Source organism: Azotobacter chroococcum, from assembly GCF_002220155.1.
Lineage (GTDB): Bacteria > Pseudomonadota > Gammaproteobacteria > Pseudomonadales > Pseudomonadaceae > Azotobacter > Azotobacter chroococcum.
The window spans coordinates 2,449,127-2,461,452 of the sequence record NZ_CP011835.1 but is presented as its reverse complement, the minus strand read 5'-3'; the positions used below and the strand labels follow the sequence as shown (position 1 = coordinate 2,461,452).

Here is a 12,326-nt window from a genome sequence, read left to right as displayed (position 1 = left end):
GCCCTGGCAGGACGCGGCCGGGGAGAAGCTCGGTCCGTTTGAGGGGGAGCGCCGTTCGGTGCTGCACGTGGACGGAGTGGCGCCCGAGCAGGCCCTGTCGCCATCGTGGCTGGATCGCCGGCTTCATGCGCGTGGCGGGTGCCAGGAAAGGATGACGGGGGCGCAGCCGGCTCAGGTCGTGCCTGAAGATGGAAACCTGTGGAAGTTTCGGACTGCTCACATACATCACGCCGGCCATCACCGCATATGCATTTCCGGTTGTTTGCCGTTCGATCGCGGTAGGCAGGTACTTCTGAATAAATGAAAGCTCCAAACTTGTATCGGTTATAGCCCGATTTTTCGGTTTGCCGAGAGTGATAACGAACTTCGCCTGGCCCCGCGAGCTTCGCGCAGCTTGATAGAACTGTGCTGGCCATATTGATGGCGATGTGGAGGAAGGCCTGGCGCCAGTTGCAATGATATTGAGCTGCTACGGCTGAATAGTTTCATCCAGGTAGAAATTAATGATTATCTGTGGTTTCGAGATTGCCAAAAGATGTTTATTTTTTCAGGATAGCGCTATCTTTATGAGAATGGAGTCGCCGGGTTCCAGGTATTGCCTTAATGCAGCCCAGCGATAATCAATAAAAATAACACGATAGTGGCAATAGGCTTGGCTGGGTGGCAGTGCGACCATCCATGGATAGCGCTGTCTATTGCCGAGGTCTTGCTTGGATGGCTTTCTTTATTCCTTCGCCCAGGATCGTGGGCATTACCGAAGTGCTCTTGACCAGCAGTCGTGGACAGGGTTTTAAGCACTCATCCGGAGCTCGAAGGATTCCGGGCTGATGTATCCCAGCGTGCTGTGGCGCCGCTGGCGGTTGTAGTCGACTTCGATGTATTCGAACACGGTTGCTCGCATCTGGGCACGCGTACCGAAGCGTTCCCCATGGATGCACTCAACCTTCAGGCTGTGGAAGAAGCTCTCGGCACAGGCGTTGTCGTAGCAGTTGCCCTTCGCGCTCATGCTGCAGCGCAGCTCAGCGCCTCGGCTCCCTTGACAGAGCTCGGTAATCGACAGCGGAAAGCAAGGCGTGCGCCGCTATGGCAATGCCAAGTGGCGAAAGGGCTTGAGGGTTCGGTGCGAGCCTAGGTGGAGGCCTTGGCCGAGCTGATGCGAAAGTTGATGTGATGGTAATGCTGGGGGCGCCTTGTTGACGTGCCGGGCAAGCGGTGCGGCGCTTGCCCGGCGCGATGTGCACCCTCAGGTCATTGCGCGAGTTTTTCCTGGACGATGGGGTAGTGATCCCACACCGCCTGGTCGGTCATCGAGCGAACCAGCTTGACGTATTCGGCATGGGTCCAGGCCAGGGGGGTGGCGGAGTTCGTGCCTTCTCCCTTCTCGAAGCCATGGGTGCTGTTGTCACCCACGCCGTCCCAGACCTGTTCCGGCAGCATCATGCCTTCATTGGCGAACAGCTCCATGCTCTTGACGTAGGTATTTTTGAGCTGCATCAGTTGCTCGTCGCTCAACGTGCTGACCCCTTCCGGCAACCGGGCCTTGGCGAGCGCCAGCTCGTAATGGCCCCGCTCGCCGGTAAAGAACGGCCAGACCCGGCCCCGGTCCGAGCCCGGCTCGGAGGTCATCCAGTTGCCGCCGGTGTTTAGATTTTCGCCGTAGCCATCGTTGCCGTAGCGACGCCAGCCGGGGAATTCGCCTACGACTCCGGGGTAGGTGAAGGTGTATTTAACCTTCAGGTGCTCGGGCAGCACCTGGCTGTCGAGCTCTCCCAGCGAATCGACGATGTGGGGATCGGTGGCGGGGCGAACGCCGTAACGCACCAGCTCCAGAAAACCGGCGTCGAGAATCTGGCTTTCCGGCAGTCCGGCGTAGCCGTTGCTGTAACTCAGGGTGCCGCCGTCGTTGGGGTCGTCGTTCTGGGTGATGCGCAGGTAATAGCGTCCGTCGCCCAGCTCGCCACTGCGGGTGAACATGCTCGCTTCCACTTTGTCGGAGTAACCTTTTGCGGTGTTCAGGAAAGTCTGCGCCGCATTGGTATCACCCGCATGCTCGGCGATGTCGGAGGCCGCTGCCAGGCCGGCGATGAGCGCTGCCGTGGTCGAGGGCGAGTAGCCCCATTGCTCTTCCCAGCGCTCATTCTGGGTCAGCGGTGGGGTGATGTTCCAATCGTTCCAGCCGAGTTTGAGCTGACCTCCCGTGACCAGGAATTCCGCCGCCGGCTTGAGCATGTTCTGGTACCAGTCGGTGATCTGCTTGTCGTCCAGTATCCCGGCCTGCCAGAGTTTCCAGCCCAGCATGATGGGCATGGCGGTCTGGTCGAGCTGGACCGACATCCATTCGAGCTCGCCATCGACATGGGTTTTCTGCAGGAACCATCCGGTAGCGCCCTCGTTGCCGGGGGTGTCTTCTCTGACCTGAACCTTCTTCAGGTATTCGAAGGCAACCTTCGGCGTCTGGCGGTCGCCGAGCGCCAGCAGCGCCATCGCGCACTGGTAGAAGTCACGTGGCCAGACGGCCTTGTAGCCGGTACTGCTCTGCTCGGCGGAAGTCGTATCGCCCCATGGGTTGGACAGGGAGGCGATCAGCGCCCCGGCGTTGCTCTTGTCTTCCTGGGCCTTGAGCACCATGGCGCTGACGTTGAGCAGCTTGCCGTTGTCCGTGCTCTGCGCATACATGGCCGGCAGGGCGGACAGGGATTGCAGATAATCCTGCCAGCCGATCGCCTTGCCCTCGCCATTGTAGTGGGCCAGCACCTTGGCGTAGCCGCGGGCAAGCGTCTTGTCCGCCGCCTTGTCGGCTTCCTTGCGGCTCTTCCCGAACCCGACGACCAGGTCGATTGTGGTTTCGGTGCCCTTCAAGGGAAGGCGCGCCAGCAGGGCGACGTTGCCCTGCTGTGACCCAGTGCTGGTGTGCTGGTTGTCGAGCTTGCCATCCTTCTTCAGGTCGGTCAGGCCGTCGGAGGTTCCGGCAAAGCCGACGGTGGCGTTCTCCAGGGGCTGGCTGGCCTTGACCACCAGCGTCGTCTCGTCTTGCTGGGCGTACAGCGCCTGCCGGTCGACGAAGGCGGTGTCGCCGCTGCCGGTGTTGCCGATCGCCGGATCGACGTGCACATAGGCCTGGATGGCCGGGTCGGTGCTGTGGAAGATGACCCGCATCATCAGGGAGTTCGTGTTCGGATCGGTGAACACATGTTTCTCGATCTCGTACAGGCCTTCCTTGTCGCGGTTGATGATCTTGTAGGCGAGCGAATTGGGGCGGCCCTCGCCGTCGACCGACAGGTAGTGGATTTCGCTGTCGGTGTCCTGCGCTTCCAGATCCACGAAGTCCGGCCCCTGGATAACCAGTTGCAACTCCCTGAGCTGAGCTTCATGAATCAAGCCGAACATGGTCTCGGTGACGATCCCCTGGGCCAGGGAGAACCAGACTTTCGACACGGGACCGGTGGCCGCCGAACGGGCATATTGGCCATCTTCGTTGTACTGCTCGTAGGAGGTGCCGATACCGGTTTTTCCCGAATAGGACCAAAACGGTGCTTTCCCCGGCGCACCCGGGGCCACGCTCTCCACCACGCCGGTACCGGGGGCGGCACCCAGCGCGGTTTGACAGAGGCCCACAGCGCTTACCATGACGCTCAGCAGTGTTTTGCGAAACCTTATTGGCTGCATATCATTTCCTTTTTTTTGGGGGGATAACAACGTTGGAAGATCGCCGTCGTGCAGCCGCTCCGAGCGGGAGCCGGTTGCTTTGGATAGGGGAGGATCGTTCAGCGAGTCTCAGCCGAAGCTTCGAGCCATCGCTTCGAGGCATCGAGGTGCGCGCGCTGGCAACGCCTCCCCGATACGCAACCACGGGGAGACTTGCCGGCCCGGTATGGATGGCAATCGCCCGATGACTGAGTGTGTCGTGTGCAGGCTTGCCTGAATGCTGCAAGAGGCAGCCCTATAGCTGCTGGCAGCCTGCATCGAGTGCACCGTAGTGACGGTGTGGGTGGGATGGAAATCGAATCTCCAATGCTGGAGAGTGAAATCACTATGTTGGCAAAGTGCCTGGGGAGCGCAGGGTAGCCCGCAACCGGTGTTCCCTGCGTTTACCGACGTACTACTGGCTGGAAGCATGGATACCTTCCTAATCGTCGGGACAGCGCTGTCTTTGCGGGACGCAACAAATCACCGCAAAGTTAAGTCTGCCGCCATTGTCTTGTTGTTCTTGTTGTCTGCCACCTCGCCTATCCAAAGAAGCGGGCTGGTGACATGCGTGCATGCTTGGGCAAGTTCAGTTTTTATATGAGATAGCGCTAACTTAGTCTTTGAAATTTTGTTTGGCAAGCTGCTTTTCATAGTCATGGTTGCTCTACAGGGGCCCTTGCCATTGCAAGTAAGCGACCGGCTGCCTGGCTGAGTCCGGTAATTCACAGAATCTTGCCATGCCGTTCTCTGGATTAGGGGAGGGGTGGCCATTAATTTGCCAGTAAGAATTTTTCCTATAAAAATTTAAAAGGTTCTTTATGTTCTGTTGGGGGAAAATGGTTGTTTAGTAAACAATTGCCATTGTTGGAACGTTTCCTCTGTGCTTGCAAAGCATGTTTAATGCGGTCTTGGGTTGATTTTGGGCACTTCGAAGTGGCAATGCTTTTCAAGCGGCAGGCCTGACGGAGGCAAGTGGACGTTTCACGCTTGTGTTGCAAAGGCTTGTGCACAGCAGGTTCGCATATGCCTCGCCGGCTAAAAATTCCAAGCTAGGGAAAGCTTCAGATGATCCTGCGCGTCCGACGGTGCGCAGCGCTCGATGCCGCCGGATCTTCGATATGCGGGCCCTTGTGCTGGCAACTTCGGCGGCCGGCCTCGTCATGCCGGGCAGCGTCGAGGCGGCGACGCCGGGCAATGCCACTTACCTGAAGCCCTGCTGTCCCCAGTTCAACTTCAGCCCGCATCGAGAAGCTGGGACTGACGGGGCCGGAGCGCCGGCACTGAAGCTGTCCGCCCGGGCAGGGCGCTAATCCACCTCGACTGTCGCCAGCGCCGTCTCGGCTTCGCTGGGTTGACGGGTGCTGCGGTACTGCAGGGCCAGGGTCAGGCCGAGGCCCAGGAAGGAGGCCAGCGCGCAGACCAGAAAGATCGAGCGGAAGCCGTGGCTGCCGATCAGCAGGCCGATCAGCGGGCCGATCAGCGGGCCGGCGACGCCCAGCGCCAGATCGAGGAACAGCGAATAGGCGCCGATCGCCGCCCCGCGGTTCGATGCCGGTGTGCTCTTCACCGCTTCCACGCCGAGGGCGGGAAACACCAGCGAGAAGCCGAAGCCGCTCAGCCCCGCGCCGAGCATCGCCGACAGTGGGCCGGGCGCCGCCCAGAGCAGCAGCAGGCCGCCGCCCTCGACCAGCAGGCAGGCGATGCCCACCCGGTAGCCGCCGAGACGGTCGATCGCCTGGGCGAACAGCAGGCGGGCGGCGATGAAGCTCAGGCCGAAGGCGGTCATCGCGTATGCCGCCCAGGACCAGCCGCGGCTGTCGTAGTAGAGGGTGATGAAGGCGGCGATGGTGCCGTAGCCGAGGGTCCCCAGGGCCATGGTCAGGCCGTAGGGGCTGACCCGCCCGAGCACGCTCATGAAGCCCAGCCGCCCGCCGGCGACCACCGGCACGCCCACCTTGCGCCAGGCGAGGGCGAGTCCGCACAGGGCGATCAGCAGCACGCTGGCGCCCATCCAGGGCAGGCCGTAGCGCTCCACCAGCCAGACCCCGAGCGGCGCACCCAGGGCGATGGCGCCATAGCTGGCGATGCCGTTCCAGGAGATCACCCGGGCGGTACCCGCGCTGCCGACCTGGCCGATGCCCCAGGCGATCGCGGAGGCGCCGAGCACGCTGTGGGCCGCGCCCAGCACCAGGCGGCTGAGCACCAGGGCGAGCAGGCTGAGCAGCGGCAGGGCCGGCCAGAGCGTGGCCAGCAGCATCAGCAGGCCGCCCAGGGCGCAGCCGGTCAGCCCGTAGACTAGGGCCGGCTTGGGGCCTGCGCTGTCGATCACCCGGCAGGAAAACGGGCGCACCAGCAGGGTGACTAGTGCAGTTTCAACCAACATCCTGTTCAAGTGGCGGGAGCTGTTCACAACCGTAATAGGTGCAGACTCGCTCCATCACCTCAGCGCTGGTCAGCGGGCGTTCGGGTTCATGGATCGCCCGCTTGCCATGCACCCAGCGGGGCTCGATCCGGTTCAGCCAGGGGCTCTTGCTCGGCAGGCGGCAGGTTACGATCCGTACGCCACCCTCGGCCCTGGCCCGGCGGTTGTGCGCCCCGATCCAGGCCCGCACCCGGTGGCTGATATGCCAGCTGGCGTTGTCCCAGATCATCAGCAGCGCCTTCTTCCCCTCGCTCGCCAGGCGCTCGCAGACCCACTCCAGGAAGTCCTCGGTCACCTGGCTGACCGGGCGGCCCTTGACGAAACGCAGCAGCATCTGCCCCGTGTCGGCGCGCAGCAGGCCATAGCAGCTCAGCGCCTTGGGTCCGGCATCCTGCGGATCCACCGACAACTGCTGCAGGCGCAGGGCCTGACCCGCGCTCCAGGCCTTCAGGGATGGGCGCGCAAAACGACTCCACCAGACCTCGTCCTGAAAACCCAGCACCCAGTCCGGGTGCGTTGTGGCCAGTTCGATCAGCCAGTCGCGTCGCTTTTTTTGCGCGCATAGTGGGGATCCGGGCTGGTAATCCAGGTCTTGGCCCGCTTCCAGCCCACGCCCAGGCGTATCAGCGTCTGGCGGATCGACTCATAGCTCAGTTGCCGTTCGGTCAGCCCCTGCTCGAAGGCCACCTCGGCGGCCAGGCTCAAGGTCCACAAGCGGGTGGGCTTGCCGAAATCGCGGGGGCTGCGGTGCAGCAAAGAGCGCAAGCGCTCGGCCTGCGTGCCCGCAAGCAAGGGACGGACACGTTTGGGCCGATGCGACTTCTCCGTCAGGCAAGACACCCCCTCGGCGGCAAAGGCCCGCAGGGTGTTGCGTACGGTTTGCGTGGCGCAGCCGAACAGAGCGGCAATTTCCGTGGCGGTCTTGCCGTCAGCGCTGGCCAGCAGGATCTGGCAGCGCCGCAGCGTGAAGGCTTCCCGGGCACGCAAGCCAACCTGCAGGGCCTGCCGTTCCTCGGTAGTCAAAGGGCGAACGAATAGAGGTGCTTTCATGGGGCATAGCATCGCCTGATGCCATAATTTCCACAACTTCATCTATGAAACTGCACTAGGTACTGCAGGCCGATCACCAGGCCGGCGACCAGGGTGCTGAAGCCCAGGTCGTGGTGGATCAGCCCCGGCAGGACGGCCATGGGGATGCCGATGCTCATGAAGCCGAGAAAGGTGAAGCAGACGATGGAAAGGATCTGCAGGGTGTTGCCCTGGACGGGCGGTGCCGAAGGCGCGCGGGGCATTGGGGTTTTCCGGGCTGGAGACTCTGATGAGGTATGTCATCAGACAACTATTTCGAGGGCAACGCAACCGATGAGTGGTTCGCGGATAATGCGTCCCCGAATGCCGGCGCTGGAAGCGCCTGACCGGAAAAGGCGTTCGCTGATCGCCCCAAGGGCGGCGGGCAGCGCCCCTCAGTCGCGATAGAACACCTGCACCAGGTGATAGCCGAACTGCGACTTCACCGGGCCATGGATCTCGCGCAGGGCCTTCCTGAAGATCACCTGGTCGATCGCCCGCACCATCTGCCCCGGACGGACCTCGCCGAGGTCGCCGCCGCGCTTGCCCGAGGGGCAGAGCGAGTGGCGCCGCGCCAGCTGGGCGAAGTCCTCGCCTTTGGCCAGGCGCTGCTTCAACTGCGCGGCTTCGGCCTCGCTGCCGAGCAGAATGTGACGTGCCATCGCTTTGGCCATGGAAGGAGTCCTCAAGTTGGAAGTCTGCGCATTGTGCCAGATCGGAGGGGCTGGCTAGAGTGGCCCGAACCGGTTTGACAACCGTTTGATTTTGAACGACATATGCCTCGCGGACCTATTCCATGGATATTCAATCGATGCTGAGAGTCCTGGCCACCCAGGACGGTTCGGACCTTTACCTGTCCACCGGCGCGCCGCCCTGCGCGAAGTTCAACGGCGTGCTCAAGGCGCTCGGCCAGGAGCCGCTGCAGCCGGGCGCCGTGGCGAAGATCGCCGAGGGGCTGATGGATGCCGAGCAGCGCGTCGAGTTCGAGCGCGAACTGGAAATGAACCTGGCGATCTCCCTGCCGAACATCGGCCGCTTCCGCATCAACATCTTCAAGCAGCGCAACGAGGTGTCCATCGTCGCGCGCAACATCAAGCTGGACATTCCGCGCTTCGAGGACCTCAAGCTGCCGAAGATCCTCCTCGACGTGGTGATGGAGAAGCGCGGCCTGGTGCTGTTCGTCGGCGGCACCGGTTCGGGCAAGTCGACCTCCCTGGCGGCGCTGATCGACTACCGCAACCGCAACAGCGGCGGGCACATCATCACCATCGAGGATCCGGTGGAATACGTGCACCGGCACAAGAAGTCGATCATCAACCAGCGCGAGGTCGGCGTGGACACCCGCAGCTTCCACGCCGCGCTGAAGAACACCCTGCGCCAGGCGCCGGACGTGATCCTGATCGGCGAGATCCGCGACCGCGAGACCATGGAGCATGCCCTGGCCTTCGCCGACACCGGTCACCTGGCGATTTCCACGCTGCACGCCAACAACGCCAACCAGGCGCTGGACCGCATCATCAACTTCTTCCCCGAGGAGCGTTGTCCGCAATTGCTCAACGACCTGGGCAACAACCTCAAGGCCTTCGTCTCCCAGCGCCTGGTCAAGACGGTCGACGGCAAGCGCCGCGCCGCGGTGGAGGTGCTGCTCGGCACGCCGACGGTGCGCGACCTGATCAAGCGCAGCGAGCTGTCCGAGATCAAGGAGATCATGGAGAAGTCGCGCAACCTCGGCATGCAGACCTTCGACCAGGCGCTGATCGAGCTGGTCAACGAGGGCGCCATCGGCGAGGAGGAGGCGCTGAAGAACGCCGACTCGGCGAACAACGTGCGTCTCAAGCTGAAGCTGCACCGCGACGGCGGGGTGGCCGGCGCCGACAGGAACGGCGGGGAAAGCGCCTGGCAGGGACTGAGCCTGGAGATGGTCGAGGAACCGGAGGAGGCCGGCAACGGCTGAGCGGTTCGGGCGGGGCGCCGTGCGGGCGCCCCGCCTCCGCTGGAGTCAGTACACCCAGACCTCGACCCGGCGGTTCTTGATCCGGCCTTCCTCGCCGTTGTTGGCGGCCACTGGCAGGGCGTCGCCGAGGCCGGTGATTTCGCGGAAGGTCACGCCGCCCTTGGCCAGTTCGCGGCGCACCGCCATTGCCCGCAGCTTCGACAGCAGGGCGCTGCGTTCGCTGTCCTGCTTGGGATCGCCGAAGCCGACCAGCACCACCGAATTCTCCAGCTTGCCCTTCTCGCGCAGGTAGGCGAGCACGCGCTCGACATCGCGCAGGGCCTTGTTGTCGAGTAGGGCGCTGCCCTCCTGGAAGCGGAAGTTCACCGACAGGCGATTGGCCTCGCGAGCCAGCTGCAGGTAGCTTGGCGGCATGCCGGCGTGGGGATCGACGTGTACCGCCTGCACTTTCTGTGCGATGAAGCCGTTCTTCGCGACCACTTCCTGGCCGCGCGGGCTGTGGGCGAACTCGACCAGGGCCTTGGTCCAGGCGCTGGGCTGTTGCGGCGGGTTGTAGAGGAACAGGCGCCGCGCCAGGGGATAGTCCTCGGTGGCGATCAGCGCGGGCTCGGGCGGCATCGGCCGGGATTCGCCGGAGGAGATCGCCAGGGCCTTGGCCTGGCGCACATAGGGCAGGCCGATGAAGCCGATTCCCGCCGGGTCCTGGGTCACCGCGCCGGACAGCTGGCTGCTCGACTCGAAGCGCCTGGCGCTGGCGGCGAGGGTCTTGCCCTGGGGCTTGAGCACCAGTTCGTTGAAGGTGTCGAAGGTGCCGGACTGGGCATCGCGGGCATACAGCTGGATCGCGCCGCCGCGTCCACCGAGTTCTTCCCAGGTCTTCAGCTCGCCGGCGAACACCCTGGCCAGCTGCTCCAGGCTGAGCGCGCGCAGCGGGTTGGCCGGATGGAGGATGACCGCCAGGCCGTCGATGGCGATCACCTGCTCGGCCGCCGGACTGCGCAGGTCGCCCAGCGCCGTCAGCGTGGCGACCTCGCCGTCCTTGATCGGCCGCGAGGAGGCGGCGAGATCGGCGCTGCCGTCCTGCAGGGCGGCGAAGCCGGTGCTGGAGCCGTGGGCGCTGATTTCCGCCAGCACCTGGCGGCCCTGGGCATCCAGGCCGACGACCCGCTGCTCGTTCGCCTGCGCGCCATTCTCGACACGTACCTCGCGCAGGCCCTGCTGCTCGAACAGGCCGACCACCAGGGCCGGGCCGAGTTCGGCGCCGATGGTGTTGGAACCCTGGATGCGCAGCACGGGGGACTGCGCGGCAGGCTTGGGCTGGGCAGCCGCGGCGCTCCACGGCAGGCTGGAGCAGAGCAGGGCGAACAGCAGGGAACGGGCTGGGCTTCGTGAAAAACGGGCAGGCACGGGCAGGGCGCGCGACATGGGCAGGGCACCTTCTACTACACGGGTGGGAGGGTCGCGCGAGAATAAGTCCGTTTGGTTGCGGTTATGTGACGATTGACGGACGGCGCGGACTGTCGTGCCCGGCTGTGAAGCCGGTCACGGTCTGCGGCGATCAGTCGAGTTCCAGCCACACCGGCGCATGGTCGGATGGCTTGTCCATGGCGCGCAGTTCGTAGTCCACGCCGGCCTGGCGCAGGCGTGGACGCAGGGCGCGGGAGGTGAGGATCAGGTCGATGCGCAGGCCGCGCCGGGGATCGTCCTCGAAGCCGCGGCTGCGGTAGTCGAACCAGCTGAAGCGGTCGCAGACCTCCGGGTGCAGTTCGCGGAAGCTGTCCTGCAGGCCCCAGCCCTTGAGCCTGGCCATCCATTCGCGCTCCTCCGGCAGGAAGCTGCACTTGCCGGTGCGCAGCCAGCGCCTGGCGTTCTCCGCGCCGATGCCGATGTCGCCGTCCTCCGGGGCGATGTTGAAGTCGCCCATCAGCGCCAGGGGCTGGTCGGGGGCGAAGCGGCTTTCCAGCAGGGCCTGCAGGTCGGCGTAGAAGCGCGTCTTGGCGGGAAACTTCAGCGGATGGGCGCGGCTTTCGCCCTGCGGGAAGTAGCCGTTCATCACCGTGACCGGCTGCCCGGCGGTGTCGGCGTAGGTGCCCCAGATGAAGCGCTTCTGCGAGTCCTCGCCGTCCTCGGGAAAGCCCTTCTGCACCTCCAGCGGCGGCTGCCGGGAGAGCAGCGCGACCCCGTAGTGGCCCTTCTGCCCGTGGTAGTGCACGTGGTAGCCGAGCGCCTCGATCTGCTCGCGGGGAAATTGCTCGTCGGCGACCTTGGTTTCCTGCAGACCGATCACGTCCGGCCGGTGCTTGTCGATGAGTGCCGAGAGCTGGTGCGGGCGGGCGCGCAGGCCGTTGATGTTGAAGGAGACGATCTTCATGGGGGACTGCCGGTTCGAAGCGGGGCCGCCATGCTAGCCGATCACCGCGCGGCCGGGCCAGCTGCCTGGCGGCTGCCGGAGCCCGGTGCTAACGTGCAGGAAGGGGAAACGAACCGCTGCCAGGAGGCCCTGCCCATGACCGCGCCTGCCGAAGTTCGGCTCATCGATGGGGGCTACCTGCGCGAGTCCTGCTCGCTGCTCTACCAGGCCTACCGCCGCACGCCGACCTTCTCCTACCTGTTCGAGGCCGACCGGCCTGGCTACGACCAGCGGGTGCGCGCCACCGTGCGCGAGCTGCTGTCGCGCCACTTCGCCGACGACCTGCCGGCGCTCGGTCTGCTGCTCGGCGAGCGGCTGCTCGGCGTGGCGCTGATCTCCCCGCCGCAGCGCCGGCTGGAGATCACCGAAAGCTGGAGCTGGCGGATGCGCATGCTGCTGACCGCCGGCTTTCGCTGCACCCGGCGCTACCTGGACTACCACGAGGCGGTGATTGCCTGCCTGCCGCCGGGCGCCTACCACATGCTGCCGCTGATCGGCGTGCGTCCGGAGTTCCAGGGCATGCACTACGGCGAACAGCTGCTCGGGGCCCTGCACCGCTGGTGCACCGGCGACAGCAACTCCCGCGGCATCGTGCTCGACACCGGCGATCCGCACTATCTGGAGTTCCTCCAGCGCCAGGGTTATCAGGAGGTCGGCCTGGTCGAGCTGGGACCGGTGCACGAGCACATCCTCTTTCACCCCAGCCCGCAGCCGCTGGCGGAAACGGATGCCTGACCGGCACGCGAGTGCCATGTAAACGCTTGGCAAGAGCGGTCGGAGCGCTC

At 64.3% G+C, this 12,326-nt stretch carries 10 protein-coding genes and 2 pseudogenes; 2 read left to right on the top strand and 10 right to left on the bottom strand.

From position 1 onward, the window contains the following. Positions 1-790 precede the first annotated feature (790 nt). From ACG10_RS11275 to ACG10_RS11245, 8 genes and pseudogenes are all read right to left on the bottom strand, one after another. Positions 791-1,018, bottom strand: a pseudogene (locus ACG10_RS11275) (IS3 family transposase); the annotation flags it as partial. A gap of 230 nt (positions 1,019-1,248) precedes the next feature. After that, the gene (locus ACG10_RS11270; RefSeq protein ID WP_232487088.1) at positions 1,249-3,615 is read right to left on the bottom strand and encodes a glucan 1,4-alpha-glucosidase; all 2,367 of its coding nucleotides are present in this window, start codon (positions 3,613-3,615) and stop codon (positions 1,249-1,251) included. A 552-nt stretch (positions 3,616-4,167) separates the two neighbouring features. Beyond that, on the bottom strand, positions 4,168-4,344 hold the full coding sequence (locus ACG10_RS24430) for a hypothetical protein (protein WP_169531045.1): 177 nt from the start codon (positions 4,342-4,344) through the stop codon (positions 4,168-4,170). 649 nt (positions 4,345-4,993) lie between these two features. Then, positions 4,994-6,070, bottom strand: a complete 1,077-nt coding sequence (locus tag ACG10_RS11265) for an MFS transporter (RefSeq protein WP_089168283.1) — start codon at positions 6,068-6,070, stop codon at positions 4,994-4,996. Next, a complete protein-coding gene (locus ACG10_RS11260; RefSeq protein WP_089168265.1) occupies positions 6,060-6,611 on the bottom strand; it encodes a transposase in 552 nt (183 codons plus the stop codon). Before ACG10_RS11260 ends, ACG10_RS11265 begins: the two co-directional genes overlap by 11 nt. A gap of 29 nt (positions 6,612-6,640) precedes the next feature. Then, positions 6,641-7,159 (bottom strand): helix-turn-helix domain-containing protein, encoded by a 519-nt coding sequence (locus ACG10_RS11255; RefSeq protein ID WP_089168266.1) that lies wholly within the window; start codon positions 7,157-7,159, stop codon positions 6,641-6,643. Positions 7,160-7,215: 56 nt separating this feature from the next. Beyond that, positions 7,216-7,401: pseudogene (locus ACG10_RS11250) on the bottom strand (MFS transporter); the annotation flags it as partial. Positions 7,402-7,572: 171 nt separating this feature from the next. Next, a complete protein-coding gene (locus ACG10_RS11245; protein ID WP_089168282.1) occupies positions 7,573-7,851 on the bottom strand; it encodes a peptidylprolyl isomerase in 279 nt (92 codons plus the stop codon). Positions 7,852-7,973: 122 nt separating this feature from the next. Between ACG10_RS11245 and ACG10_RS11240 the strand changes: the two genes are divergently transcribed. Beyond that, positions 7,974-9,131 carry a PilT/PilU family type 4a pilus ATPase gene (locus tag ACG10_RS11240; RefSeq protein WP_089168281.1) on the top strand — a complete coding sequence of 386 codons (1,158 nt, stop codon included), beginning with the start codon at positions 7,974-7,976 and terminating at the stop codon, positions 9,129-9,131. 45 nt (positions 9,132-9,176) lie between these two features. Here ACG10_RS11240 and ACG10_RS11235 read toward each other — a convergent pair whose 3' ends face one another. Then, positions 9,177-10,556, bottom strand: coding sequence for a substrate-binding domain-containing protein (locus ACG10_RS11235; protein ID WP_089168280.1), 1,380 nt, complete (start codon positions 10,554-10,556; stop codon positions 9,177-9,179). Positions 10,557-10,689: 133 nt separating this feature from the next. Further along, positions 10,690-11,502, bottom strand: a complete 813-nt coding sequence (gene xthA, locus ACG10_RS11230) for an exodeoxyribonuclease III (protein WP_089168279.1) — start codon at positions 11,500-11,502, stop codon at positions 10,690-10,692. Positions 11,503-11,637: 135 nt separating this feature from the next. Here xthA and ACG10_RS11225 point away from each other — a divergent pair, with 135 nt between their 5' ends. Next, positions 11,638-12,276, top strand: coding sequence for a GNAT family N-acetyltransferase (locus ACG10_RS11225; RefSeq protein ID WP_089168278.1), 639 nt, complete (start codon positions 11,638-11,640; stop codon positions 12,274-12,276). The last annotated feature ends 50 nt before the right edge of the window (positions 12,277-12,326 follow it).

What these genes read in the sequence shown, in the direction of transcription:
- ACG10_RS11240 (WP_089168281.1), top strand. Translation starts at nt 7,974, where the DNA reads ATGGATATTCAATCGATGCTGAGAGTCCTGGCCACCCAGGACGGTTCG.
- xthA (WP_089168279.1), bottom strand. Translation starts at nt 11,502, where the DNA reads ATGAAGATCGTCTCCTTCAACATCAACGGCCTGCGCGCCCGCCCGCAC.
- ACG10_RS24430 (WP_169531045.1), bottom strand. Translation starts at nt 4,344, where the DNA reads ATGACTATGAAAAGCAGCTTGCCAAACAAAATTTCAAAGACTAAGTTA.
- ACG10_RS11265 (WP_089168283.1), bottom strand. Translation starts at nt 6,070, where the DNA reads ATGTTGGTTGAAACTGCACTAGTCACCCTGCTGGTGCGCCCGTTTTCC.
- ACG10_RS11255 (WP_089168266.1), bottom strand. Translation starts at nt 7,159, where the DNA reads ATGAAAGCACCTCTATTCGTTCGCCCTTTGACTACCGAGGAACGGCAG.
- ACG10_RS11235 (WP_089168280.1), bottom strand. Translation starts at nt 10,556, where the DNA reads ATGTCGCGCGCCCTGCCCGTGCCTGCCCGTTTTTCACGAAGCCCAGCC.
- ACG10_RS11245 (WP_089168282.1), bottom strand. Translation starts at nt 7,851, where the DNA reads ATGGCCAAAGCGATGGCACGTCACATTCTGCTCGGCAGCGAGGCCGAA.
- ACG10_RS11225 (WP_089168278.1), top strand. Translation starts at nt 11,638, where the DNA reads ATGACCGCGCCTGCCGAAGTTCGGCTCATCGATGGGGGCTACCTGCGC.